Source organism: Acidocella facilis ATCC 35904 (genome assembly GCF_000687875.1).
Lineage (GTDB): Bacteria > Pseudomonadota > Alphaproteobacteria > Acetobacterales > Acetobacteraceae > Acidocella > Acidocella facilis.
Genome location: NZ_JHYG01000002.1, coordinates 251039 through 274214, shown reverse-complemented (window position 1 = coordinate 274214; position 23176 = coordinate 251039). Strand labels below are relative to the sequence as shown.

The window sequence follows — 23176 nt, the reverse complement described above, 5'->3', positions numbered from 1 at the left end:
GCCAGCCATGAAGCTGCGGCTCGGCCCGCTGCAGCCGGACCGGCTGTTCCGCAAAATTTTGCCGCGCGGGCTGTTCGGGCGCTCGCTGCTGATCGTGCTGATCCCGATGGTGGTGCTGCAGGCGGTGGCGCTGCAGATTTTCTACGGCTCGCATCTGGACGAGCTTTCCCGGCGCCTGGCCGATGCAGTGGGCGGCGAGATCGGCTTCATGATCGACCAGATCGAGCGCGACCCCGCGCACCGCACGCTGGTGCTGCAGGAGGGAGAAAAGCATTTCAATTTCGAATCAAGTTTTCTGAACGGCGAGACGCTGGAGCATCTGCCCCCGCCTGACGCCCCCGGCCCGGTGGATAACGACCTCGCCAATGCGCTGGCGCAGGATGTGCACCGGCCCTTCAATGTCTCCTGGCATAAAACCCCCGGCATATTGCGGGTGAATATCCAGATGGCGGACGGGGTGATCCGCATCGACGTGCCGCGCAAACGGCTTTTCATCGGCACCTTCTACATCTTTCTGGTCTGGCTGATCGGCTCCGCGCTGCTGCTGGTGGTTTTGGCGGCGTTGTTTTTGCGCACCCAGGTGCGTGGCATCCGCAGGCTGGCGGAGGCGGCGGAGAATTTCGGCATGGGCCGCGATAACGGGCCGATCCGCCCGGAAGGGGCGAGCGAGGTGCGCCGCGCTGGCGCCGCCTTCAACCGCATGCAGGAGCGGCTGCTGCGCTTTCTTACCCAGCGCACCACCATGCTGGCCGGGGTGAGCCATGATCTGCGCACGCCGCTGACGCGGCTGCGCCTGGCGCTGGCGATGCAGCCCGGTGTCACGCCAGAGGATATGCGGGACATGGAAGGCGATATCGAGGAGATGGAGAAGCTGATCGGCATCTATCTCAGCTTCGCCCGCGGCGAAGGCGCGGAACAGGCGCTGCCGACCGATCTTCCGATATTGCTTGCGGATCTCTGCACCGATGCGAGGCGCGCCGGCGCGGCGGTGAGCCTCTCCGTGCCGGAGGATTTGATCGTGACGCTGCGCCCGGAAGCGATGCGCCGCGCGCTGATGAATTTGATCGATAACGGCCAGCGCCATGCCAGCCAGATCTGGGTCAGCGCGGCGCGCAGCGGCACCAGCGTGCAGATCCTCATCGACGATAACGGCCCAGGCATTCCCGCGCCGAAACGCGAAACGCTGCTGCGCGCCTTCGAGAGCGACCAGCCGGGCGGAACCGGGCTGGGGCTGGCGATCGCGCATGACATCATCATCGCCCATGGCGGACGGATTCTGTTGCTGGACCGGCCGGGGGGCGGGTTAAGGGTGATGGTGGAGTTGCCGGGGTAGGCAGGCGGGCGCGGGGGTCGTGCCAACCGCGACATTGGGCGGACCGCGCCCTAGGTCTGACTTGAGCTGGGAGCTGACGGGCGGGTTTGGAGCGGAAGTCAAGGTGAGCTGCCATTGCAATGGCCCGTTGGTTTCTGCCTTGTCGCATAACTCCTGAGTTACGCGACAGGTGTGATTCTGATAAAGGGCGACAAAGGTTGCGGGGGCATTTGATGATCACGATTCAGAATACGGTTTCTGTGGGTGACTTGTTTACGGGTTTATCTGTCTTGGTCTCCGCGGGAGGTATCGTCTTCAGTACTTTTCAGGATCGCCAGAAACGCCGGAAAGAGGTGCGCGCGACCGTACTAAACTCTACTCTCCAGTCGTTGGTTAGGGTTTTCGAGGATGGTCTAAACTTAGCCGAAAAGATATCGTGGCAGCAGGTCGGGGAAGCCAGCTACACTGCCCGTGAAATAGTTGATTTTGGTTATAAAGTAATAAACCAAATTCGGTCTCTAAGGCCGAATTATTTAATTTGGGCAACCAAAGACGAAAGCAACGCCTTAGATTACCTGGAAAAATATATTAGAGAATGGCAAACACAATACGCTCTGTCTTTGGAATCAAGAAAAAACATTCCCGATTTTGGAGAACTTTTGCGCCAGATCGAAGATGCATTACTAGGCATCTCAAAGATGATTCACAACACTGTTTAGAAAGCCTCGCGAATAACGTTGTGAATCTCAGCTATTCTTGCGGGAATAGCCAGTCGCAGGATATTCCTATGAGGAGTGATTTGTCGCATAACTTGTGATTTGCGCGACAGCCTGCGATGAGGCGCAACCGATTGTTTTCCTTGCGTTCATTTGTCGCGCGTTTTTGCCGCAGAAGCCGTCTGACATGCGACAAGGTTAGCAACACTTACCCCTGCTTTTGCGGGGAGGGCTGCTTTCGAGGGCTGGACCAGGCCCCGTGAATGACCCAATCGGGCGCCCAGCGGACACGCGGCAGTTTCCGCTCTCCCCCAACCAACCTACCCCACAACCTCCCTCACCCCTTCCCCATGCGCCTCCAGCAGCGCCAGCAGCCCCTGGATGATCTGCGTGGGGGTTGGCGCGCATCCCGCGATGACGAGGTCCACCGGCAGGAACGCCTCCGCGCCGCCGGCCACGGCGGGGGAGCCCTTGAACACCCCGCCATCCACGGCGCAATCGCCAAGGGCCACCACGAAGGCCGGGTCCGGCATCGCGGCGCGGGCCTGCAGCACCGCCTCGCGCATATTCACCCCGGCGACACCGGTGATGAGCAGAATATCCGCATGGCGCGGGCTGGGGGTGAAGCTCAGCCCATATTGGGTGAGGTCGTGGATCAGGTTCTGGGTGGCGCGCAGCTCCAGCTCGCAGCCATTGCAGCTGCCGGCGGGCACGTGGCGAATGGCCAAGGCGCGGCCCAGCTTTTTCTGCCCCGCCGCTTCCAGCCGGGCGCGCAGGGTTTTGGCCAGCGCCGCATCCGCCGCTTGGGCGGGGGCGGCGCGGGAGATCACATGCCGGGCGAGGGTTTTCCAGACCATGCCGGCATCATACCCAAATCAGCCCGCGCTGGGCAAAAATCCGACAATGCGCTCCGCCTCGGCGGTGATCGGCTGAGCGATGGCGGCGGCTTTCGCGGCCCCTTTCTGCAAAATCCGGTCCAGCTCCGCCTTGTCGGCCAGATACTCTTTGGCGCGCGCGCCGATGGGGGCGACATGCGCCACCAGCGCCTCGGCCAATGCGTTTTTGAACGGGCCGAAACCGCCGCCGGCGAAGCGCGCCAGAATCGCCTCCTGGCTTTCACCGGACACCGCCGCGAAGATCCCCAACAGATTGCGCGCCTCCGGCCGCTGCGCCAACGCCGCCAGATTATCCGGCAGCGCCTCGGTATCGGTCTTCGCCTTGCGGATCTTCTGGCTGATCGTATCCGCATCGTCGGTCATGTTGATGCGCGACTGATCGGACGGGTCGGATTTCGACATTTTCTTGGTGCCGTCACGCAGGGACATCACCCGCGCGGTCTCCTTCACAATCAACGGCTCGATGCGCGGGAAGAACTCCACCCCGAAATCATGGTTGAATTTTTCCCCGATATCGTTGGCCAGCTCGATATGCTGAAGCTGGTCGTCCCCCACCGGCACCTTGGTGGCGTGGTAGGCATGGATGTCCGCCGCCATCAGGTTCGGATACATGAACAGCCCGGTGGAGACCTCTTCCTGATTCTTGCCGGCCTTGTCCTTGAACTGGGTCATCCGCTTGAGCCAGCCCATGCGGGCGACGCAATTGAAAATCCAGCCCAGACGCGCATGGGCGGAGACGGCGGATTGGTGGAACAGAATGGAGCGCTCAGGGTCGATCCCGCAGGCCAGCACCAGCGCCGCCATGCCATAGGTCTGTTCGCGCAGGGACGCCGGCTCCTGGAAGGTGGTGATGGCATGCAGATCCACCAGGCAATAGATGCACTCATCCGCGCCGTCCTGCAGCGCCACCCAGTTGCGCAGCGCGCCGAGATAATTGCCGAGCGTCGCGATGCCGGTAGGCTGGATGCCGGAAAATATGCGGGCCATGAGCGTCTGTACTCCTTGATCGCCCTCGGGTTAACCGGCAAACGGAAAACAGACAATAGGGATTGATTCCCAAGTGCGCCGTTGCCACCTCACCTCCCTATCCTCTGAATTAATTCCCCTGTAAGTTTTTCGCGAGATCGTTATTTCATGCTGGGTATTATTCCTCACACGGTGGACGGCTATATCCGCGCCAACCATTCACCGCAGACCCGCGCGGCGTTGCTGGAAAAAATCGGGCTGCCAGCGACGCAGAGTTTCCGGCTGGATACCGAATATGACGATGAAACCTGCTGCCGGCTGATCGAAGCGCTGGCCGAGGAAGCCGGCATGGATCGTGAGGCGGTGTTCGACGCGCTGGCGGTGTTTTTTCTGGACTGGGCGGAGACCACCTTCTCCGGCTTTTTCGCCGCCGCGCCGGATACGCGGGGCTTCCTGCTCATCCAGCCGGAAATCCATGCCAGCCTCGCCTGTGGCCTGCGTGCCGGGGCGCAACAGAAGATCAACGATAAATTCCGCGTGGTGCCGCTGCCTGACGGGGTCAGGGTGCATTATCGCTCTGATAACCGGCTGGGCGTGTTCTATTGCGCCCTGGCCCGCCGGCTGGCGCAGCGGCGCGGCGAGGTGGCCAGCTTCAATATCGTCGAGGGCGATCTCAGCGCCAGCGAAACCGTGATCGACGTTCGCCTGCAGCCCGCCTGACATGGCGGACCATGATTTTCCCGCCGAGATGGCGGATCAGGGGATCGACCGCAGCGCCATCGAGGCGCTGTGCCAGTCCATGTGCGGCGTCATTGGCGGGAATTTCAGCATCCGGCTGAGCACGGCAAGCGAAGATCTGACCGTGCAAAAAACCGCTCTGCTGACCAATTTCATGCTGGAATCCGCCCAGCGTGCCGTGGCCCGCACCCGCTCTTACGCCGATGCCCTCAGCAATGTGCAACGCATCATGAAGCTTTCTGCGTGGCGGATCAGCCATCCGGACGGGCTGGTGCAGCAGATCGAGGCGGATGCGGCCGTCGCCCGCGCCCCGGCGCAGCGCGGGCTGGGCTGGTTTCTCGAACAGATCGCCCCGGATTATCGCAACAGCGTCGAGGCGCTGTTCGTGCAGGAGGGCGGCGCGGTGGAGTGGCCCAATCCGGACCAAAGCGCCTGGTTCCGCACCGAGGTTCTGCCCGAGCACGAGGCCGGCACGGTGGTCGGGTTCCTGGTCATCACCCAGGATATTTCCGAAACCCGCCGCGCCGCCGAGCGCATCCATTATCTCGCCAACCATGACCCGCTGACCGGGCTGGCCAATCGCCGCCGCCTGCAGGAGCAACTGACCGCTTCCCTGGCGCTGAGCCGGCGCTACGGCTCCCAATTCGCCGTGCATGTGCTCGATCTCGACCGCTTCAAGACCGTCAACGATCTTTATGGCCATGCCGCCGGCGACCGGCTGCTGATCGACCTCGCCGCCTGCCTGACCGGCGAGGTGCGCGATTGCGACATGGTCGCCCGCATGGGCGGGGATGAATTCGTGATCCTGCAAACCGACATCGCCAGCGCCACCGATGCCAGCAGCCTTGCCGAGCGGCTGACCGGCAAGGTGCGCAACCTGCTGGAACATACCGATTACGACACGCTGATGCCCACCGTCTCGATCGGCATCGCCCTCGCCCCGGCCGATGGCGACACCGCCGAGGCGCTGATCTCCCATGCCGACATGGCGCTCTACCAGGTGAAATCCGCCAGCCGCAACGGCTTTGCCTTTTTCAACACCGCCATCAATGACAGCCAGCTGGCCCGCGACCGGATGGTGGCGGATCTGCGCCGGGCGCGCGAGCGCGGAGAGTTCGAGGTGGTGTACCAGCCGCTGCACGATGTCGCCCGCAATCAGGTGACCGGCTTCGAGGCACTGCTGCGCTGGCACCGGGCCGGGGGCGATGTCCCGCCCGACATCTTCATCCCGCTTGCCGAGGAGTCCGGCCATATATTGGAGATTGGCGCCTATGTGCTGAGGGAAGCCTGCCGCGCCGCGGTGGGCTGGGCGGTGCCGCTGCATGTCGCGGTGAACATCTCGGCGGTGCAGGTGCAAAAAGGCCGGCTGCCGGAGCTGGTGGCGCAAATTCTGGCGGAGACCGGGCTGGCCGCGCACCGGCTGGAGCTGGAGGTGACGGAGAGCATGCTGCTGGCGGATGTCGACGCCGCCATCGAGGTTCTGAACCAGCTCCAGGCGCTTGGCGTGCGTGTGTCCCTGGATGATTTCGGCACCGGCTATTCCTCACTGGCGACCCTGCGCAGCTTCCCGTTCGACAAGCTCAAGCTCGACCGCCGCTTCGTTCAGGATCTCGGGGCGGATGAGCGTACCGAGGCGGTAATCGCCGCGGTGCTGGATCTGGGCCGGGCGCTGGGGCTGAATGTCGTCGCCGAAGGGGTGGAGACCGAGACCCAGGCCAAATCCTTGCGCGACGCGGGCTGCCAGGTGCTGCAGGGCTATCTGATCGGCAGGCCGCAGCCGATCGCGCATTACAACAACCTCACCAGCGGCACCCAACTGGATTAGAGCCATATGCGTTGAGGTTGACGCGGCAGCGTCACCCTGAACGCATGAAATTGCTCGCCAAAACATGAGCGGAGCGCGTGGGTGTCAACCCATCTCGCTCTGAGGCCGGGTTGCCCCGGCGGGGTGCCACGGTTAGCCTCCCCGCTCAGGAGGCAGCGCATGAGCGAGCAGGCGAAACGAATTTTGTGCTTCGGCGATTCCCTCACCTGGGGCTGGGTGCCACGGGCGGAAGCCCCGCCCTCGCCGCGCTACAATTTTGCCCAGCGCTGGCCCGGGGTGATGGCGGCGGCGCTGGGGGCGGGATATGAGATCATCGAGGAAGGGCTGAACGGCCGCACCACCAGCATCGCCGACCCGCTGGACCCGAAGCTGGACGGCTCGGCCTATCTGCCCGCCGCGCTGGCCAGCCACATGCCGCTGGATCTGGTGATCATCATGCTCGGCACCAATGATTGCAAACGGCTTTATGGCCGCAGCGCCTTCGAGATCGCGGTCGGCATGCAGAAGCTGGTGCTGCAGGTGCGTGCCAGCGGGGTCGGCTCGGCCTATCCGGCACCGCGAACGCTGGTGGTGGCACCGCCGCCCCTCGCCGCCTCCGCCGTGCCCTGGTTCGCGCAGATGATGGAGGGCGGCCAGGCGAAATCCATGGCGCTGGCGGCGTTGTATGAGGACATGGCGGATTTCATGAAAGTTGCGTGCTTCGATGCCGGCAGCGTCACCGCAACCGGCGGGGTGGATGGCATCCATCTCACCGCCGAGAATAATGCAGCCATCGGCCAGGCCCTGGCCGGCGAGGTGCGGCGGCTGAAGCTGATTTAGCCTGTGACGCCATTCCATCGCCGCGACGCGGCGATGGAATGTTCAGCCGCGCTTGCGCCGGCGCAGCAGCCCCAGGAAGCCCGCCAGGTCGAACGCCTTCAGCGCCAGGCCCGGGCCGAAATAGAACAGCGCCCCCACCACCACCAGCAGCAGGAAATAAGGCAGGCTGGCGACGCTTTGCGGCAGCAGGCGCTGCACCCCCCACAGGGCGGCGGCCATGACCACGCCCGCGAGCAGAATGCGCGGAATCCGCCGGCGGGAGAGCGCATCGAAGCGGAAATGCCCGCGCCGGCGCAGCAGCCAAAACAGCAACAGCGCGTTGCAGGCGGAGGAGAGCGAGGTGGCCAAAGCCGGCCCCACCGCCTTCAACGGGTGCATGAACAAGAGATTGAGCCCGAGATTCAGCAGCACCGCGAAGATGCCGATTTTCAGCGGTGTCACCGTATCACCGCGCGCGTAAAAGCCGGGGGTGAAAATCTTGATCAGCGCGAACACCGGCAGGCCGAGCGCGAAGGCGGCCAGCGAGCGCCCGGCCAACACCGCGTCATGCGCCGAAAAGGCGCCGCGCACGAAGGCCACATCCATCACCGCTTTCGCCGCCACCGATAGCCCAATCGCCGCCGGCAAAGTCAGCATAAGCACGGATTCGAAGGCGCGGTTGAGCGCGGTATTCGCCTCCGCTTCCTCGCCCAGCGCGATATTGCGCGTCACCGCCGGCAGCAAAGCGGTGCCGGCGGCGGTGGCGATGACGCCGAGCGGCAGCTGGTTCACCCGGTCCGCGTAATAGAGGATGGAGACCGAGCCCGCCGGCAGCAGCGTGCCGATGATGATGTCGATGGAGACATTCAGCTGCGTCACCCCCGCCCCGACCAAGGCCGGGGCCATGCGCCGGAACATCTGGCGGATATGCGGGGAGAAGCGCAGTTTCGGCCGGGTGAAGCGCATCCCCGCCCGGCGGATGGCCCACAGCACCAGCGCCAGCTGCGCCACGCCCGAAACCGTCACCCCCCAGGCCAGCGCGTAACCGGGATTGCGCGTATAAGGGGCGAGCCAGAGCATCGCCGCGATCATGAACAGGTTGAACAGCACCGGGGCGGCGGCGGCGGCGGCGAAGCGGCTCATCGCGTTCAGCACGCCGGAGAAAAGAGCGGTGAGGCAGATGAAGAACAGATACGGGAACATCACCCGCGACATCCCCACCGCCAGATCAAACCGCCCGCCATGCCCGGCGAAGCCAGGTGCGAGCACATAGAGCAGCCAGGGCATGAAAATTTCACCGATGATGGTGATGCCGCCCAGCCAGAACGCCATCACCGCCGTCGCCTCCTCGGCGAAGTCGGTGGCGGCACGCAGCCCCTGTTTGTGCAGGATGGTGGAGATGGCCGGCACGAAGGCGGCGTTGAAGGCGCCCTCGCCGAACAGCCGGCGGAACAAATTCGGTAATCGCAGCGCTACGAAAAACGCATCCGCCACCGGGCCGGTGCCGAGCACGGCGGCGATGAGGATGTCACGGACAAAGCCGAGCACGCGGCTCGCCATCGTCCAGGCTCCGACGGTGAAAGCGCCGCGTATCATGGGCGCCTCTTAGCTAGTTCGGCAGGATGAAGCCATAGGCGGGGTAGCGGGTGATGCCCAGCGCATGCGCCGGCTCGTACCAGACCCGCACCTGGGTCCAGTTATTCTCCGGCGAGACATCCACCACCGGCTGGTCATGCTCGATGCGCCCCGGCAGCCAGTTGGACTGGGTCACGAGAATTTCACGGCGCGATTCCAGCCCGGTGACCACCGCCAGATGGCCGACATCCATGGCGCCACGGGGTTTGAGCACCAGCACCGCGCCCAGGCGCGGTTCATGCGCGCGCGGATAGCGGCCTTGCGCCTCGCCCCACCATTCATAGGCATCGCCGCTGAGCTGAATGCCCGAGACATCGCGGGCATAAGGCACGCAGGAGAGATGCGTGGCGGTGCCGAAATGCGAAGGCGATTCCAGCCTTGGCCCACCCGCGCAGGCGACCAGCGCCAAAGCGAGGCCAAGTGCGGCGAGGGGCGAAACTGAACGCAGGATGGAGCGCATCTTCACGCCCGGTAATCTGCCGGATCACGCCCCCGCGCCGCAACCCCGCTTGAAACCCGGATGCGCTGCGTCTAGCCTCCGCCCATGGCTTCGCTTTCCCTGCACACCCCGGTGGGTGACCTGACCTTGTTCGAGGAGGATGGCGCCATCGTCGCCCTTGAATGGGGCTGGGGCAGCCTGCAGGAGCCCTCGCCCCTGCTGACCCGCGCCAAGACGGCTTTGGATGCGTATTTCGACGGCGAGGCGCCGCTGCCGGCGGATCTGCCGCTGAAGCCGATGGGCAGCGCTTATCGCCAGCGCGTCTGGGCGGCGCTGCGCGCCATTCCGCACGGGCAGACCCGCTCTTACACCGAAATCGCCCAGGCGGCGGGGGGCTCGGCGCGGTCCGTCGGCGGGGCCAATGCCGCCAACCCGATCCCCATTCTCATTCCCTGCCACCGCGTGCTCGCAAGCGCCGGCCTTGGCGGCTATTCCGGCGGCGAGGGGCTGGAGACCAAGCGCCTGCTGCTGGCACTCGAAACCCGCACCAAGGCGCTATCCGCATGAGCAAGGCCATCCGCATCCATGCCCATGGCGGGCCCGAGGTTCTGAAATGGGAGCAGGTGCCCACCCCGCAGCCCGGCCCGAACGAGGTGCTGGTGAAGCATGAGGCGGTGGGGCTGAATTTCATCGACGTGTATTTCCGCACCGGCCTCTACAAGGCGGCGCTGCCGACCACGCTGGGCATGGAAGGCGCCGGCGTGGTGCTGGCGGTGGGCGAGAAGGTGAAGGGCTTCGCACCTGGCGAGCGCGTGGCCTATGCCGGCGGCCCGCTGGGAGCCTATGCCACCGAACGCGTGATCAATGCCGAGAAGTTGGTGAAGCTGCCGGAGAGCATCGATTCCAAAACCGCCGCAGCGATGATGCTGCAGGGCCTCACCGCCTATTTCCTCCTGCACCGCACCTACAAGCTGCAGCCTGGCCAGACCATCCTGGTCCACGCCGCCGCCGGTGGGGTGGGGCTGATTCTGTGCCAATGGGCGAAGGCGCTGGGGGCGGAGGTGATCGGCGTGGTCTCCTCCGAGGCCAAGGCCGAGATCGCCCGCGCCCATGGCGCCACGCACAGCATCATCGGCTATACCAACCTGCCCGCCGAGGTGAAGGCGATCACCGGCGGGGCGATGGTGCCGGTGGTGTATGACAGTGTCGGCAAGGACAGCTTCAATGCCAGCCTGGATTGCCTGGCCCCGCTGGGGCTGATGGCCTGTTTCGGCAACGCCTCCGGCCCGGTGCCGCCGGTGGAGCTTTCCACCCTGGCGGCCAAGGGCAGCCTGTTCCTCACCCGGCCGAGCTTCGCCAGCTATATGTCGGCGCAGGCGGATATTCTCACCGGTGCCGCGGCTCTGTTCGATGTCGTTGGTTCCGGCGCGGTGAAGATCAGCGTCAACCAGAGCTTTCCGCTGGAGCAGGCCGCCGCCGCCCATACCGCGCTGGAAGCCCGCCAGACCACCGGCAGCACCGTGTTGATCCCCTGAGAAAAGGGCCATCCCCGTCTGTGCTGTGGAGCGCCGCGGCGGGGGGCGTCGCGGCTTTGTCGGTCATTTGCATATTCACGCTGGACCAGAGCGTGGCTCAGTTCTGGGCGCAGCATAAAGCGCCAAAGCCGCTGTTCCAGGCAATGGCCGCCCCCTCCCTGCTGAGCCTGCCGATGGCCGGGCTGGTGCTGCTGGCGGCGTTAAGCCAGCGGCTGCGCGGCCAGGCCGGCCCCTCGCGGCTTTGGCTGGCGATGGCGGTGGCCACCCTGGCCGCCACCGCCGCCAAGGATGAGCTGAAATGGATGTTCGGCCGCGCCTGGCCCGGCACTTTCCTGAAATTCGGCGATGCTGGCTTTCATCCCTTCGCGCAGAGCGTCTGGTATGGCGCCTTCCCCTCCGGCCACACCTCTTATGCCGCCGCCCCTCTGGCGGTGCTGTGGGTGCTGCGGCCACGGTGGCGGCCGCTCTACGCGGCGATCCTGCTGGCGGTGATGGCCGGGCTGGTCTGCGCGGATTATCATTTCGTCTCGGACGTGCTGGCCGGGCTGCTCACCGGGGCCTTTTGCGGCTGGGGCGCTTTGGTACTGACGGCGCCGTACCGTGGATAAGCGCGCCGGCTTCTGGCCGATCTTCATCACCCAGGCGCTGGGCGCACTGAACGATAATCTGTTCAAGACCGCTCTGGTGGTGCTCGCCCTGTATAAGCTGCCGGCGGGGATGGCGGGCGCGCTCTCCGCCCTCTCCGGCGGGGTGTTTCTGCTGCCTTATATCCTCGTCTCCGCCCCGGCCGGGCAGCTAGCCGATGCGCATGACAAGGCGCGGCTGATGCTGCTGACCAAATATTGGGAGCTGGGGCTGATGTTCCTGGCGCTGGCCGGGTTTCTCAGCGGCAGCTTCATCCTGCTGCTGGCCGTGCTGCTCGGGCTGGGGCTGCAGGCGGCGTTCTTCTCGCCGCTGAAATACGGGATTTTGCCCGAGCGCTTCACCGGCGATGCGCTGGTGCGGGCGAATGGCGGCATCGAGGCCGGGACCTTTGCCGGCATCGTCCTCGGCACGCTGGGCGGCGGGGCGTTGATTACCGCGCCACATGGCGTCTGGCTCGCCCCTGGCGTGGCGATCGCGCTGGCGCTCGCCGGCATTGCCAGCGCCCGCGCCATTCCGCGCGGGGCGGCCAGCGCGCCGGGGCTGCGCACGGAGTGGCGGCTCTGGCGCGCCGGCGTGGCCCTGCTGCGCGAGGCCGCGCGCATCCGCCCGGTCTGGTTCGCCTGCTGGGGCATTTCCTGGTTCTGGGCGCTGGGGGCCAGCGTGCTGGCGGCCTTCCCGGTGCTGGCCCGCACCCGGCTGCTGGCGGATGCGCATGTGGTGACGCTGCTGCTGGGCATCTTCGCCATTGGGGTGGGGGTGGGCGCGCTGCTGGCGGCGCGCTTTGTGCACACAACGCGGCCGCTGCGGCTGGTGCTGCCAGCGGGGCTGGGCTTGAGCCTGTTCATCGCGGATTTCGCCAACAGCAGCGGCCACATCGTCGCGCCGGACATCGCCGCCCTGTTGGGGCAGTTTGCCGGCTGGCATCTGCTGCTGGATCTGGCGGCGCTGGCGCTGTGCGGCGGGCTGTTCTCCGTGCCCTTCTACGTGCTGCTGCAAACCGCGAGCCCGGCGGCGGCACGCGCACGCATGGTGAGCGCCAATAATATGCTGAACGCGGCAGCGACCTTGGCAGCGGGCGGGCTGGAGGCGCTGGCTTATGCGAAAGGGGTGGGGTCGGGGACGATTTTGCTCGTGACCGCCCTACTCAATCTGCTGGTTATGGTCTGGATTTGGCGGAAAGAGGCGGGAACTTTTTGAAAAAGGTTCCCGCACCCTCAAAAACTTTTGAAACTTTAGGCTAAAGCCACGGCGAAGTCGGCTTCGGTTTTGGCTTTGATCTCTTCAACCGTGACATCCGGCGCGTGTTCGATCAGCACCAGGCCGGGCCTCTCGCCCTTCCTCACCTCGAACACGCCGAGATCGGTGATGATCTTGCTCACCACCCCCTTGCCGGTCAAAGGCAGAGAACATTCCTTCAGAATTTTTGCCTCGCCCTTGGCGGTATGCTCCATCAGCACCACCACGCGCGATACGCCGGCGACGAGATCCATCGCCCCGCCCATGCCCTTCACCATCTTGCCCGGCACCATCCAGTTGGCGAGATCGCCAGTCTCCGCCACCTGCAGCGCACCGAGAATGGAAATATCGATGTGCCCGCCACGGATCATGCCAAAGCTCTGGGCGGAATCGAAAAAGCTGGTGGTCGGTAGCGCGGTCACTGTCTGCTTGCCGGCATTGATCAGATCCGCATCCTCCTCGCCCTCATAAGGGAACGGCCCCATGCCCAGCATGCCGTTCTCGGATTGCAGCTGGATGGTCATGCCCTCGGGAATATGGTTGGCGACCAGCGTGGGAATGCCGATGCCGAGATTCACATAGAACCCGTCTTCAAGTTCGGCGGCGGCCTTGGCGGCCATGTCGTCGCGGCTCCAGGGCATGGATCAACCCTCCTTCTTGCGCACGGTGCGCTGTTCGATGCGTTTTTCGATGGTGGCGGGCTTCACGATCTTCTTCACGAAGATGCCGGGCGTGATGATGTGATCCGGGTCGATCTGCCCCGGCTCGACGATCTCCTCAACCTCGGCCACGGTGAATTTCGACGCCGTCGCCATGATCGGATTGAAATTGCGCGCCGTCTTGCGATAGACGAGATTGCCCTCGGTATCGGCCTTCCAGGCATGCACGATGGAGAGATCCGCGAACAACCCGGTTTCCATCACGTAATGGCGGCCGTTGAATTCCCGGGTTTCCTTGCCCTCGGCGATCTGCGTGCCATAGCCGGTGGCGGTGAAGAAGGCCGGAATCCCTGCCCCGCCAGCACGGATGCGCTCGGCCAGCGTGCCTTGCGGGTTGAACTCGATCTCCAGCTCCCCGGCGAGAAACTGCTTCGCGAAGGTGGCGTTCTCACCGACATAAGATGAGATCATCTTCTTGATCTGGCGCGTCTCCAGCAGAATGCCGAGCCCGGCGCCATCGATACCGGCATTGTTGGAAATCACGGTGAGATCCTTCACCCCGGACTCCCGGATCGCCTCGATCAATGTCTGCGGAATGCCGCACAGGCCGAACCCGCCGGACATGATCGTCATACCGTCGAACAACTTGCCCTTCAGGGCCTCCACGGCATTGGGAGAGACTTTGCTGACCGCCATGTTTCCTCGCTTCGTTTGCGTGCCACGCAACAGGTAAGGTGGCACAAGACATTAAAAAACCCCAGGCCTTGGCCTGGGGTTTGATATTTTCGAAAAACCTAGCGCTCGACGCACATGGCGACACCCATGCCGCCGCCGATGCACAAAGTCGCCAGACCCTTCTTGGCATCGCGGCGCTTCATCTCATGCAGCAGCGTGGTGAGGATGCGCGCGCCCGAAGCGCCGATCGGATGGCCGATGGCGATGGCGCCGCCATTCACATTCACCTTCGCCGGGTCGAGACCCAGCTCCTTGTTCACCGCCGCCGCCTGCGCCGCGAAGGCCTCGTTGGCTTCGATCAGGTCGAGATCACCAACCTTCCAGCCGGCGCGCTCCAGCGCTTTCTTGGAGGAGGGGATCGGCCCGGAGCCCATCAGCGCCGGGTCCACGCCGGCGGTGGCGAAGCTGGCGATGCGCGCCAGCGGGGTGAGGCCGCGCGCCGCGGCTTCCTTGGCACTCATCACCACCAGAGCAGCGGCGCCATCATTGATGCCAGAGGCATTGCCGGCGGTGACGGTGCCGTCCTTGGTGAAAGCGGGGCGGAGCTTGGCCATGGTCTCGGCGGAGGCGTCGTGACGGATATATTCGTCATTCTCGACCACCACCTCGCCCTTGCGCGAGCTCAGCGTCACCGGGGCGATCTCGTCCTTGAACTTGCCGGCTTTCTGCGCCGCGGCGGCCTTCTGCTGCGAGCCCAAAGCCAGCGCGTCCTGCTCGTCGCGGGTGATCTGCCAATGCTTGGCGACGTTCTCGGCGGTGATGCCCATGTGATAGCCGTTGAAGGCGTCCCACAGACCGTCCTTGATCATGGTGTCGATGAAGCTCATATCGCCCATCTTCTGCCCGGCGCGCAGATAGGCGGCATGGGTGGAGAGGCTCATGCTCTCCTGGCCGCCGGCGATGACGATCTTGCTCTCGCCGGAGGCGATCTGCTGGGCCGCCAGCGCCACGGCGCGCAGGCCCGAGCCGCAGACCTGGTTGATGCCGAAGGCGGTTTTGCTGTCCGGGATGCCGGCGGCGCGGGCGGCCTGGCGGGCGGGGTTCTGGCCCTGGGCGGCGGTCAACACCTGGCCCAGGATCGCCTCATCGATATCTTCAGGGGAGAGGCCAGCCTGGGCGATGGCGGCCTTCAGCGCGACGGTGCCCAGCACATGCGCCGGGGTGGTGGCGAAGGCGCCATTGAAGCTGCCAACCGGGGTACGCGCCGCGGAGACGATGACGATATCTTCCATGTCCTGGTTTCCTTTTATCAGTCTCGTAGTCGTTGCACTCACGATAGACCGAGCACCCAATCCGCGAAAGGCCGCCAAAGCGACGTTTGCGCATGGGTGCCGGCCACCATGCCGATATGCCCTGCCTGCGGCTCGATCACCGTGACATGGCGCAAACGCGCCGCCAAAGCCCGGGCCGAGCTGGCGGGCACCAGCCGGTCCCGCGCCGGAATGGCGCAGAAGGCGGGCATCTCCAGCTTCGCCGGGTCCACCGCCAGCCCGGCCACGCGCCATTGCCCGCGCGCGGTGCTGTTGGCGCCGTACCAGCCGGAGAGTGCCTCGCGCGCCACCGGGGCGGCCAGCGGCACGCCATCGGCCAGCCAATCCTCCATCGCCACGAAGCGCCGGGCGCGCGCGCTGGCTTTGTCCTGCCCGGCGAAATCCCGGTATTTCTCGCCGACCCCGAACGGATCGACCATGGCGAACATCGTGTTCAGCGCGTCGATCGGCAAAGTGCCGGAAAACTGCATCGTCGCTTCCATGAAGGGCACCATCTCGGCGACACGCCGCGCGGTATCCGCATCCTCGGCGTGAAAATCCCAGGGTGTGGCGAGCAGCGCCAGCGCCTTCACCCTGGCCGGGGCGCGCAAGGCGGCGGCCAGCGCCAGCAGCCCGCCCATGCAATAGCCGGCCAGCACCACCGGCCCCTCCAGCGCCGCCAGCGCGCGTTCCAGCCGGCCGGCGATGTAATCAGTGAGGGAGAAGCGCCGCTCCACCTCGCCCGGCCAGCCCCAATCCAGCAGATAAGGATGCAGCCCTTGCCCGCTCAGCCAGCGCAGCATCGAGGCGTTTTCCATCAGATCGAGAATATAGGCGCGGTTGATCAGGCTGGGGACGAACAGCACCTTGGTGCCCTCCCCGCCATAATCCAGCACCCGGCTCTCGCCTTCCTCCCAGATCGCCGGCGGGTCGCGCATCTCGCGCACATAGCCATCCCGGCGATAAGCGGCGATGCCGGCAATCAGCGCCTTGTCCTGGCGCAGCATCTCCCGGAACAGAGCTTCAACCGCCTGCGGGTCAGCCAGCGTCTCGCCGGTCGAGAAGCTGGGCCAGACGCTGTTCAAGTTCAGCGACGCGGCGGCTGAGCCGCTCGACCTCATCCAGGCCAGGCCCAGATGCAGCAGCAGCGGGCGCGGGCCGCGCCGGCTGAGCGGGGCGGGAGCTTCCGGGCGGGGGCTCATGCGGCATCAGCGCCGCGGCGGCGCCCGCCGCCTGCGCCCAGAGCGCCAAGGTTGCGGCCCAGCACTCGCGCAATTCGCGGTCCGCCGCCATCGCGGTCAGCTCGCTCTGCCAGACGGCCACGAAGTCCTTGGCCAATGTCTCGTCCATGCGCCATGAAATCCCTGCCGGTGCTCCTGCCCCTTGTAACCCGGCCCCGGCACATTCGCCAGGAATGCCATGCAAGGCCAGCCTGTGCAGCGCACAAATTTCGTGTTTTTATGGTCTGGTACATTGTCTCATCACGAATCGGGATGGAAGAAAAACCATGAATGAAACGGTCCAGTCCACGCCGCAGCCCGTCATCGTCAAGAAATACGCCAACCGGCGGCTCTACAACACCGAGAGTTCCAGCTACATCACCCTGGAAAACCTTGCCGAAATGGTGCGCAATAACCGCGATTTCGTGGTCTATGACGCCAAATCCGGGGATGACATCACCCGCTCGGTGCTGACACAGATCATCGTCGAGGAAGAGGGCAAGGGCAACGCGCTGCTGCCCACCACCTTCCTGCGCCAGCTCATCGGCGTCTATGGCACCGAGATGCCGGGGCTGATGCCGAAATATCTGGAGCAGGCGATGGCGAATTTCATGCGCCAGCAGGAAAGCGTGCGCGAAACCGTAACCAAGACCTTCGGCCCGTTCATGCCGCCGGGGGTTGAGGATATGGGCCGGCGCAACATGGCGATGATGGAGCGGGCGATGACGCTGTTCTCGCCCTTCTACGGCAATGAGGCGAAGCCGGAGGCGCCGCAGGACAGCCAGGAAGAGATCGCCAGCCTGCGCGCCGAGGTGGAGCGGCTGCAAAGCGAGCTGGCGGCGCTGAAGGCAAAACAGAAGTAATCCGCCGCGCCCTGCATGCGCATGGACGCCATCCTGCGCATGCAGTACAGAGCATGGCCATGAAACGTGCTCATTCCCTTGCCTTGGGCTTTACCCTTTGCGTCTTCGCGCCACCCGCCTTCGCGCAAATGGCCGGCGGCTTGGGCTCTGGCATGAGCATGGGCGGCGCCGGCGGCGCGCCTGCCCCGAAAATGGAGCCGCGCGCACCCCAGATCGCCCCGAGCGGCCTGCCGGGCGTGGGCAATATGGCTCCGCCCTCCACCGGGCCGCAGCTGAAGGCGCCCATCGGCGGCGACCCGACGCAGGAGCTGTTCACCGCCATCAGCAAGAATGATTACGGCTCCGCGCAGGACGCGATCAGCCGTGGCGCGCAGCTTTCGGCCAAGAACCAGTTCGGCGAGACGCCGATCGATATGTCGATCGCGCTGAACCGCAACGCCATCACCTTCATGCTGCTGGGCAGCCGCAACGAGATCGCGGCGCAGGGCGGCGGCGGCACCATGGGTAAGCCCTGGACGCTGAACAACGCCCCAGCCGCCCCGGCAAAGGGCAGCAAGCAGGCAAAATCCCATAAGCAGGCCCCGATGCAGCCGGCCAAGGCCAGCCCCGCGCCGCATTACGGCAATGCCGGCACCGGCACGCCTGACCCGCAGGCCGGGTTCCTGGGCTTCGGGCCGAAGGGCTGACCACAAAAAAGCGGCTTTCGGGCTGCTTTTTTCTTGCGCTGTCGCGGTTCGTGCATAGGCGTCTGGGGTTTTGCCGCTTTTTTGAAAAAAAGCGGCACCAAAAAACTTTTGCGAATTTTAGAGCAATATGTGTTTAGGTTGACGCGCCAGCGTCAAGATAAGCACATGAAATTGCTCGCTAAAAAAAAACTAGAGCCTCAAGCTAAAAGCTTGAGGCTCTAGTTTTTTTGGTTCCAGAGATGCTGGATGTTGTCCAGCTGCTGTTTCAGCCCGGTTGAAAACACCGAGCGGCCGGTGCCATCCTTGGCGGCGATGAAATAGAGCGCATCACTCTGCGCCGGATGCAGCACCGCCTGCAGCGCCGCCTCCCCCGGATTGCAAATCGGCCCGGGCGGCAGGCCCTGGACAACATAGGTATTATAGGGCGAATCCAGCGCCAGATCCGCCTTGGTGATGCCGGTCCCGCCAGATTGCTTGCCGTCCGTGGCCGCATAGATCACCGTCGGGTCCGCCTGCAGCTTCATCCCCGCCTTCAGCCGGTTCTCATACACCGCCGCAATCATCGGCATGTCGCTCTCCAGCGGCGTCTCCTGCTGGACGATGGAGGCCAGGATCACCGCCTGGGCCGGGCTGTCCAGCGGCACGGCAGGGTCGCGCCCCGCCCACAGGCTGGCGAGCTTGCCCTGCATCGCCGCCTCGGCCCGGGCCAGAATGGTATTGCGGGGCGTGTCATAGACATAATCATAGGTCTGCGGCAGCACCGCCCCCTCGGCCGGCGGCGCCACATGGCCCGTGGCCACCGGCAGAGCATTGAGGATATCGGCGATCTGGCTGCCGGTCAGCCCTTCCGGGATGGTGGCCTGGTGCTGCACCTCGGCGCCATGGCGCAGAATATCCAGGATCTGATGCAGGCTGGCATGCTGGGGGAAGAGATATTCGCCCGTCCGCAACGGCCCTTGGCCGCGGGTGAACCAGGCGGCGGCGCGGAAGATCAGCTTATAGTCGATCACCCCGGCCTTCGCCAGGGTGGAGGCGACCTGTTGGGTGCCGCCGGGCGGCACCACCAGGATCAGATCCGAGCGCCCGGCACCCGGGCCGTCATAACTCTCGTGAACCGCCATCCGCCCCGCATTGATCGCGGTCAGCAGAACCAGCAGGACGAGAAAGAGACGGCCCCGCCAGCGCAAGATGGATCAGTTGGCCCGCTTGAACAGGATGGAGGCGTTGGTGCCGCCAAAGCCGAAGCTGTTGGACAAGGCCACGTCGATCTTGCGCGCCTGCGCGGTCAGCGGCACGCGGTTGACCACGGACTCACGGCTCGGATTATGCAGGTTCAGCGTCGGCGGGGCGACATTGTCGCGGATCGCCAGGATCGAGAAGATCGTCTCCACCGCCCCGGCGGCGCCGAGCAGATGCCCGATCGCGGATTTGGTGGAGGACATCGCGACCTTCTTGCCATGCGCGCCGAACATGTTCTCGACCGCTTCCAGCTCCAGATCGTCGCCCATCGGGGTCGAGGTGCCGTGCGCGTTGATATAGTCGACATCTTCCGGAGACAGGCCGCCATTCTTGAAGGCCGCCTTCATCGCGCGGAAGGCGCCGTCATGATGCTCGGCCGGCGCGGTGATGTGATGCGCATCGCCGGACATGCCATAGCCGCCGATCTCAGCGTAGATCTTCGCACCGCGCGCCTTGGCGTGCTCGTATTCTTCCAGCACCACCACGCCGGCACCCTCGCCCATCACGAAGCCGTCGCGGTCCTTGTCCCAGGGGCGGGAGCCTTCGGTCGGGCGGTCGTTGAAGCCGGTGGACAGCGCGCGCGAGGCACAGAACCCGGCAATGCCGAGCGGGTTCACCGCGGCTTCGGCGCCGCCGGCCACCATCACATCCGCATCGCCATAAGCGATCAGACGCGAGGCATCGCCGATGGCATGCACGCCGGTGGCGCAGGCCGTCACCGCCGAATGGTTCGGACCCTTGAGCCCGTAGCGGATGGAGACCTGTCCGGAGATCAGGTTGATCAGAGCCGCCGGGATGAAGAAGGGGGAGACGCGCTTGGCGCGGCCTTCATGCACCATCACCGAGGTCTCATAGATGGTCTGCAGACCACCGATCCCGGAGCCGATCATCACGCCGGCGCGGTATTTCTCTTCCTCGGTCTCCGGCACATAGCCGGAATCGGCCATCGCCTGGGCCGCCGCCACCATGCCATGGTGGATGAAGCGGTCCATCTTCTTCACTTCCTTGGCCGGAATCCATTCCGCCAAATCGAGACCGCCCTCGGCGCTCGGCCCCGCCGGGACCTGCCCGGCGATTTTCGCCGTCAGCTCCGTGGTGTCGAAGGATTGGATGGCTGAAATGCCGGATTCCCCGTTAATCAACCTCTTCCAGACATGTTCGACCCCCACCCCAAGCGGGCAGACGATCCCCATACCTGTTACGACAACACGGCGCATGCGAACTCCTTGGACGGCTTTAGGGAAGCGAAAAGGGCCTTATTCGGCCTTCTGCTTCTCGATATAGTCGATCGCGTCCTTGACGGTGGTGATCTTCTCGGCGGCATCCTCGGGGATTTCCACGCCGAAGGCTTCCTCGAACGCCATCACCAGCTCGACCGTGTCCAGCGAGTCAGCGCCCAGATCGTCGATGAAGGAAGCTTCCGGGGTCACCTTGGCTTCGTCCACGCCGAGATGCTCGACAACAATCTTCTTAACCTTGTCGGCGATTTCGCTCATCGAAATATCACTTTCCTGCTGGGTTGGCTTTGCCCCGGAACGGATTTGCGGCCGCCACCGGGTCAGATTTGTTAAAAACGTCAGACAAGGCGGCGCTTAGCATGGTTTTTCACGCGCCGCCAAGCCAGGGGATCAGGACATTGCCATGCCGCCATTCACATGCAGCGTGGTGCCCGTCACCCAGCCCGCCTCTTCCGAGGCCAGATAGAGCACGGCGGCGGCGATATCCTTCGGCGCGCCGAGCCGGCCGAGCGGGATTTTACCTGACAGATCAGCGCGCTGCGCCTCGTTCAGCGCATCGGTCATCGGGGTTTCGATGAAGCCGGGGGCGACGAGGTTCACGGTGATCCCGCGCGAGGCGACTTCCTGCGCCAGGGACTTGGTCAGGCCGATCAGGCCGGCCTTGGCCGAGCAGTAATTTGCCTGGCCGGGATTGCCGGTGGTGCCCACGATGGAGCCGATATTGATGACGCGCCCGGCCTTGCGGCGGAGCATGAATTTCAACGCGGCGCGGGAGAGGCGGAAGGGCGCGGCGAGATCGACATTGATCACCTTCTCCCAATCCGCGTCCGACATGCGCAGCACCAACCCGTCCTTGGTGAGGCCGGCATTATTCACCAGAATATCGACCTTGCCCATCGCGGCTTCCGCGTCAGCGATCAGCCTTGCGGCTTCCTCGGCCACCGAGAGATCCGCCGGGAGCACATGCACGCGCTCGGCCAGCTCGGCGGCGAGCGTGTCCAGCGCCTCGCGGCGGGTGCCCGACAGCGCGACGACAGCGCCTTGCGCATGCAGCGCCCGGGCGATTTCCGCGCCGATACCGCCGGAGGCGCCGGTGACGAGAGCGGTTTTACCAGTCAGATCAAACATTTACAGAACCTTCAGCACAGCTTCGATATCGGCGGGGCTGCCCACCGGGGTGGCGCTGGCCTCCGGGGCGATGCGCTTCACCAGCCCGGAGAGCACCTTGCCGGCGCCGATTTCGTAGAAATTGGTCACGCCGAGCTTCACCATCTCCTCCACGCTTTCGCGCCAGCGCACGGTGGCGGTGACCTGCTCGACCAGCAGATCGCGGATCTGGCTGGGGTCGCTCGCCTTGGCGGCGGTGACATTGGCGATGATCGGCAGCACCGGGGCATGCGGCGGGGCGTTGGCGAAGGCTTCCGCCATCGCATCCGCCGCCGGGGCCATCAGCGCGCAATGGAAGGGGGCGGAGACCGGCAGCAGCATGGCGCGCTTCACGCCCTTGGCCTTGGAAATCTCGATGGCGCGTTCCACCGCCGCCTTATGGCCGGAAATCACCACCTGGCCGCCGCCATTATCATTCGCGCAGGCGACGGTTTCGCGCCCATTCGGGCCATCCTCGGCCTCGGCGCAGATCTCGCGGGCCAGCTCCATCTCTACCCCCAGCAGCGCCGCCATGGCGCCCAGCCCAGGGCCGACCGCCTTCTGCATCGCCTGGCCGCGCAGCTTGAGCAGGCGCGCCGCCTCGGCCACCGAGAACGCATCCACCGCCGCCAGGGCGCTGTACTCGCCCAGGCTGTGCCCGGCGGCGACGATGATTTTTTCGTTGAGCTTCAGCCCGCCTTCCTGCTGCAGCACCCGCAGCACGGCGAGCGAAACGGCCATCAGGGCCGGCTGCGCATTCTCGGTCAGGGTCAGCTCATCGGCGGGGCCTTCGAACATCAGCTTGGAGAGCTTCTGCTTCAGCACCTCGTCCACTTCCTCGAACACATGCCGGGCGGGGGCGAAGGATGCGGCCAGATCCCGGCCCATGCCGACAGCCTGGCTGCCCTGACCGGGGAAGATAAAGGCGTTTACCGCCATTCGTCAGACTCCTTTGGTTCCCGGCGCACCTAGCATGGCTCAGGCGAGACGCAAAATTTCGCCGTTCCCCGCCACCACCGGCACTCTCCGTTTTGTAACAAGACGCTTAGCCCCGGCGCATCGTGCCGCCACATTCTCCGGCTTATGTATCAAGGCGTTCCGCGTTCCACTGACGAGGTACAGATGAAAAAATTACTCACGAGCGTTTGCGCCCTGGGCCTGTTATGCGGCACCGCCGCCGCGGCGAGCGCCGCGCAAGGCTGCGGCCCCGGCTGGCACCGCGACCCTTACGGGCATTGCCGCCCGAACCGCCCGCCACCACCGCGTGGCCCCGGCGTGGTGGTGGTGCCGCCCGGCCTGGTGATCGGCCATTATTATAACGGCCATGGCTATTGGGATGGGCACCGCTACTGGCGACATCGCCGCTGGCACCATAATGGCTGGGCCTATTACTAAGCTT

The 23176-nt window shown here is 64.9% G+C and carries 26 protein-coding genes; 12 read left to right on the top strand and 14 right to left on the bottom strand.

Annotated elements, in window-relative coordinates; genetic code table 11:
- The first annotated feature begins 7 nt into the window (after nt 1-7).
- Nucleotides 8-1333, top strand: coding sequence for a HAMP domain-containing histidine kinase (locus T331_RS0103740; protein ID WP_026439075.1), 1326 nt, complete (start codon nt 8-10; stop codon nt 1331-1333).
- 212 nt (nt 1334-1545) lie between these two features.
- Entirely contained in the window at nt 1546-2031 is a 486-nt protein-coding gene (locus T331_RS19765) for a hypothetical protein (protein ID WP_155992598.1), read from the top strand.
- A 317-nt stretch (nt 2032-2348) separates the two neighbouring features.
- On the opposite strand, the gene T331_RS0103735 is transcribed toward T331_RS19765, so the two are convergent.
- Together T331_RS0103735 and trpS are read right to left on the bottom strand one after the other, a co-directional pair.
- Nucleotides 2349-2885 carry an NADH-quinone oxidoreductase subunit B family protein gene (locus tag T331_RS0103735; protein WP_008494993.1) on the bottom strand — a complete coding sequence of 179 codons (537 nt, stop codon included), beginning with the start codon at nt 2883-2885 and terminating at the stop codon, nt 2349-2351.
- An 18-nt stretch (nt 2886-2903) separates the two neighbouring features.
- Nucleotides 2904-3911, bottom strand: coding sequence for a tryptophan--tRNA ligase (gene trpS, locus T331_RS0103730; protein ID WP_026439074.1), 1008 nt, complete (start codon nt 3909-3911; stop codon nt 2904-2906).
- A 147-nt stretch (nt 3912-4058) separates the two neighbouring features.
- Between trpS and T331_RS0103725 the strand changes: the two genes are divergently transcribed.
- The 3 genes from T331_RS0103725 (at nt 4059) to T331_RS0103715 (ending at nt 7272) form a co-directional block, all read left to right on the top strand.
- The gene (locus T331_RS0103725; protein WP_026439073.1) at nt 4059-4610 is read left to right on the top strand and encodes a heme NO-binding domain-containing protein; all 552 of its coding nucleotides are present in this window, start codon (nt 4059-4061) and stop codon (nt 4608-4610) included.
- A gap of 1 nt (nt 4611) precedes the next feature.
- Nucleotides 4612-6453, top strand: a complete 1842-nt coding sequence (locus T331_RS0103720) for a putative bifunctional diguanylate cyclase/phosphodiesterase (RefSeq protein ID WP_026439072.1) — start codon at nt 4612-4614, stop codon at nt 6451-6453.
- Nucleotides 6454-6612: 159 nt separating this feature from the next.
- Nucleotides 6613-7272 (top strand): SGNH/GDSL hydrolase family protein, encoded by a 660-nt coding sequence (locus T331_RS0103715; protein ID WP_026439071.1) that lies wholly within the window; start codon nt 6613-6615, stop codon nt 7270-7272.
- Nucleotides 7273-7314: 42 nt separating this feature from the next.
- On the opposite strand, the gene murJ is transcribed toward T331_RS0103715, so the two are convergent.
- The gene (gene murJ, locus T331_RS0103710; protein WP_008494987.1) at nt 7315-8847 is read right to left on the bottom strand and encodes a murein biosynthesis integral membrane protein MurJ; all 1533 of its coding nucleotides are present in this window, start codon (nt 8845-8847) and stop codon (nt 7315-7317) included.
- Between the two features lie 13 nt (nt 8848-8860).
- Nucleotides 8861-9346 (bottom strand): CHAP domain-containing protein, encoded by a 486-nt coding sequence (locus T331_RS0103705; RefSeq protein ID WP_026439070.1) that lies wholly within the window; start codon nt 9344-9346, stop codon nt 8861-8863.
- Nucleotides 9347-9430: 84 nt separating this feature from the next.
- Between T331_RS0103705 and T331_RS0103700 the strand changes: the two genes are divergently transcribed.
- From T331_RS0103700 to T331_RS0103685, 4 genes are read left to right on the top strand one after another with little or no spacing between them, the layout of a single operon-like run.
- Nucleotides 9431-9892, top strand: a complete 462-nt coding sequence (locus T331_RS0103700) for a methylated-DNA--[protein]-cysteine S-methyltransferase (RefSeq protein WP_008494985.1) — start codon at nt 9431-9433, stop codon at nt 9890-9892.
- The gene (locus T331_RS0103695) at nt 9889-10860 is read left to right on the top strand and encodes a quinone oxidoreductase family protein (RefSeq protein ID WP_026439069.1); all 972 of its coding nucleotides are present in this window, start codon (nt 9889-9891) and stop codon (nt 10858-10860) included. The genes T331_RS0103700 and T331_RS0103695 overlap by 4 nt, the downstream gene beginning before the upstream one ends.
- Before the next feature lie 20 nt (nt 10861-10880).
- Nucleotides 10881-11468 (top strand): phosphatase PAP2 family protein, encoded by a 588-nt coding sequence (locus T331_RS19005; protein ID WP_026439068.1) that lies wholly within the window; start codon nt 10881-10883, stop codon nt 11466-11468.
- Nucleotides 11461-12702, top strand: a complete 1242-nt coding sequence (locus T331_RS0103685) for an MFS transporter (protein ID WP_026439067.1) — start codon at nt 11461-11463, stop codon at nt 12700-12702. Before T331_RS19005 ends, T331_RS0103685 begins: the two co-directional genes overlap by 8 nt.
- Nucleotides 12703-12737: 35 nt before the next feature.
- On the opposite strand, the gene T331_RS0103680 is transcribed toward T331_RS0103685, so the two are convergent.
- From T331_RS0103680 to T331_RS20250, 5 genes are all read right to left on the bottom strand, one after another.
- Nucleotides 12738-13382 (bottom strand): CoA transferase subunit B, encoded by a 645-nt coding sequence (locus tag T331_RS0103680; protein WP_008494978.1) that lies wholly within the window; start codon nt 13380-13382, stop codon nt 12738-12740.
- Between the two features lie 3 nt (nt 13383-13385).
- The gene (locus tag T331_RS0103675; RefSeq protein ID WP_026439066.1) at nt 13386-14096 is read right to left on the bottom strand and encodes a CoA transferase subunit A; all 711 of its coding nucleotides are present in this window, start codon (nt 14094-14096) and stop codon (nt 13386-13388) included.
- A 98-nt stretch (nt 14097-14194) separates the two neighbouring features.
- A complete protein-coding gene (locus T331_RS0103670; RefSeq protein WP_008494976.1) occupies nt 14195-15367 on the bottom strand; it encodes an acetyl-CoA C-acetyltransferase in 1173 nt (390 codons plus the stop codon).
- 38 nt (nt 15368-15405) lie between these two features.
- Entirely contained in the window at nt 15406-16470 is a 1065-nt protein-coding gene (locus T331_RS0103665) for an alpha/beta fold hydrolase (protein ID WP_322786120.1), read from the bottom strand.
- The gene (locus T331_RS20250; RefSeq protein ID WP_211248670.1) at nt 16424-16735 is read right to left on the bottom strand and encodes a hypothetical protein; all 312 of its coding nucleotides are present in this window, start codon (nt 16733-16735) and stop codon (nt 16424-16426) included. The genes T331_RS0103665 and T331_RS20250 overlap by 47 nt, the downstream gene beginning before the upstream one ends.
- Nucleotides 16736-16892: 157 nt before the next feature.
- Here T331_RS20250 and phaR point away from each other — a divergent pair, with 157 nt between their 5' ends.
- Nucleotides 16893-17468, top strand: a complete 576-nt coding sequence (gene phaR / locus T331_RS0103660) for a polyhydroxyalkanoate synthesis repressor PhaR (RefSeq protein WP_008494972.1) — start codon at nt 16893-16895, stop codon at nt 17466-17468.
- A gap of 59 nt (nt 17469-17527) precedes the next feature.
- The gene (locus tag T331_RS17210; RefSeq protein WP_155992596.1) at nt 17528-18154 is read left to right on the top strand and encodes an ankyrin repeat domain-containing protein; all 627 of its coding nucleotides are present in this window, start codon (nt 17528-17530) and stop codon (nt 18152-18154) included.
- A gap of 218 nt (nt 18155-18372) precedes the next feature.
- Here T331_RS17210 and mltG read toward each other — a convergent pair whose 3' ends face one another.
- The 5 genes from mltG to fabD form a co-directional block, all read right to left on the bottom strand.
- Nucleotides 18373-19341, bottom strand: a complete 969-nt coding sequence (mltG, locus tag T331_RS0103650) for an endolytic transglycosylase MltG (RefSeq protein WP_026439064.1) — start codon at nt 19339-19341, stop codon at nt 18373-18375.
- Nucleotides 19342-19347: 6 nt separating this feature from the next.
- Nucleotides 19348-20610, bottom strand: a complete 1263-nt coding sequence (gene fabF, locus T331_RS0103645; protein WP_026439063.1) for a beta-ketoacyl-ACP synthase II — start codon at nt 20608-20610, stop codon at nt 19348-19350.
- 39 nt (nt 20611-20649) lie between these two features.
- Nucleotides 20650-20889: an acyl carrier protein gene (locus T331_RS0103640; RefSeq protein ID WP_008494968.1), complete on the bottom strand. Its 240-nt coding sequence runs from the start codon at nt 20887-20889 to the stop codon at nt 20650-20652.
- Between the two features lie 132 nt (nt 20890-21021).
- Nucleotides 21022-21759: a 3-oxoacyl-[acyl-carrier-protein] reductase gene (gene fabG, locus T331_RS0103635; protein ID WP_008494966.1), complete on the bottom strand. Its 738-nt coding sequence runs from the start codon at nt 21757-21759 to the stop codon at nt 21022-21024.
- Complete coding sequence (gene fabD, locus T331_RS0103630; protein ID WP_008494965.1) at nt 21760-22716, bottom strand: ACP S-malonyltransferase; 957 nt, start codon at nt 22714-22716, stop codon at nt 21760-21762.
- A 183-nt stretch (nt 22717-22899) separates the two neighbouring features.
- Here fabD and T331_RS0103625 point away from each other — a divergent pair, with 183 nt between their 5' ends.
- Nucleotides 22900-23172 carry a GCG_CRPN prefix-to-repeats domain-containing protein gene (locus tag T331_RS0103625; protein ID WP_008494964.1) on the top strand — a complete coding sequence of 91 codons (273 nt, stop codon included), beginning with the start codon at nt 22900-22902 and terminating at the stop codon, nt 23170-23172.
- The last annotated feature ends 4 nt before the right edge of the window (nt 23173-23176 follow it).

Coding starts and splice junctions, on each gene's coding strand:
- T331_RS0103640 (WP_008494968.1), bottom strand. CDS start 20,889: ATGAGCGAAATCGCCGACAAGGTTAAGAAGATTGTTGTCGAGCATCTC.
- trpS (WP_026439074.1), bottom strand. CDS start 3,911: ATGGCCCGCATATTTTCCGGCATCCAGCCTACCGGCATCGCGACGCTC.
- T331_RS0103735 (WP_008494993.1), bottom strand. CDS start 2,885: ATGGTCTGGAAAACCCTCGCCCGGCATGTGATCTCCCGCGCCGCCCCC.
- T331_RS17210 (WP_155992596.1), top strand. CDS start 17,528: ATGAAACGTGCTCATTCCCTTGCCTTGGGCTTTACCCTTTGCGTCTTC.
- T331_RS20250 (WP_211248670.1), bottom strand. CDS start 16,735: ATGGACGAGACATTGGCCAAGGACTTCGTGGCCGTCTGGCAGAGCGAG.
- T331_RS0103705 (WP_026439070.1), bottom strand. CDS start 9,346: ATGCGCTCCATCCTGCGTTCAGTTTCGCCCCTCGCCGCACTTGGCCTC.
- T331_RS0103670 (WP_008494976.1), bottom strand. CDS start 15,367: ATGGAAGATATCGTCATCGTCTCCGCGGCGCGTACCCCGGTTGGCAGC.
- T331_RS0103695 (WP_026439069.1), top strand. CDS start 9,889: ATGAGCAAGGCCATCCGCATCCATGCCCATGGCGGGCCCGAGGTTCTG.
- T331_RS0103625 (WP_008494964.1), top strand. CDS start 22,900: ATGAAAAAATTACTCACGAGCGTTTGCGCCCTGGGCCTGTTATGCGGC.
- fabF (WP_026439063.1), bottom strand. CDS start 20,610: ATGCGCCGTGTTGTCGTAACAGGTATGGGGATCGTCTGCCCGCTTGGG.
- T331_RS0103740 (WP_026439075.1), top strand. CDS start 8: ATGAAGCTGCGGCTCGGCCCGCTGCAGCCGGACCGGCTGTTCCGCAAA.
- fabD (WP_008494965.1), bottom strand. CDS start 22,716: ATGGCGGTAAACGCCTTTATCTTCCCCGGTCAGGGCAGCCAGGCTGTC.
- T331_RS0103725 (WP_026439073.1), top strand. CDS start 4,059: ATGCTGGGTATTATTCCTCACACGGTGGACGGCTATATCCGCGCCAAC.
- fabG (WP_008494966.1), bottom strand. CDS start 21,759: ATGTTTGATCTGACTGGTAAAACCGCTCTCGTCACCGGCGCCTCCGGC.
- murJ (WP_008494987.1), bottom strand. CDS start 8,847: ATGATACGCGGCGCTTTCACCGTCGGAGCCTGGACGATGGCGAGCCGC.
- T331_RS0103720 (WP_026439072.1), top strand. CDS start 4,612: ATGGCGGACCATGATTTTCCCGCCGAGATGGCGGATCAGGGGATCGAC.
- T331_RS0103680 (WP_008494978.1), bottom strand. CDS start 13,382: ATGCCCTGGAGCCGCGACGACATGGCCGCCAAGGCCGCCGCCGAACTT.
- phaR (WP_008494972.1), top strand. CDS start 16,893: ATGAATGAAACGGTCCAGTCCACGCCGCAGCCCGTCATCGTCAAGAAA.
- T331_RS0103715 (WP_026439071.1), top strand. CDS start 6,613: ATGAGCGAGCAGGCGAAACGAATTTTGTGCTTCGGCGATTCCCTCACC.
- T331_RS19765 (WP_155992598.1), top strand. CDS start 1,546: ATGATCACGATTCAGAATACGGTTTCTGTGGGTGACTTGTTTACGGGT.
- T331_RS0103700 (WP_008494985.1), top strand. CDS start 9,431: ATGGCTTCGCTTTCCCTGCACACCCCGGTGGGTGACCTGACCTTGTTC.
- T331_RS0103675 (WP_026439066.1), bottom strand. CDS start 14,096: ATGGCGGTCAGCAAAGTCTCTCCCAATGCCGTGGAGGCCCTGAAGGGC.